General features: G+C 60.3%; 1 pseudogene. It reads right to left on the minus strand.

The features are described from left to right. Nucleotides 1-172: pseudogene (locus FDX22_RS12425) on the minus strand (glycosyltransferase family 9 protein); the annotation flags it as partial. Nucleotides 173-229 lie beyond the last annotated feature (57 nt).

A 229-nucleotide genomic window follows, 5' to 3' on the forward strand; every position in this document is an offset into this window, starting at 1 on the left:
GGGAGAGTGGTGGAGTGAAATCCGGGCTACTAGGGCCATACAGAGCGACCAGCGGACGATTTAGTGCGGCAGCCACGTGCATCAAACCGGAGTCATTGGTGACCACGGCTTTGCAGGCGGCGAGCAGAATAACGGCCTGCTCCAGCTGCGTTTCGCCCGCCAGATTACGACACCAGGCCTGCTGGTCAGCTCAATACGCGACGGTGCAGCAGGCGCAGCGATTCTGAAA

Source organism: Citrobacter sp. TBCS-14 (genome assembly GCF_005280805.1).
Taxonomy (GTDB): Bacteria; Pseudomonadota; Gammaproteobacteria; order Enterobacterales; family Enterobacteriaceae; genus Citrobacter; species Citrobacter gillenii.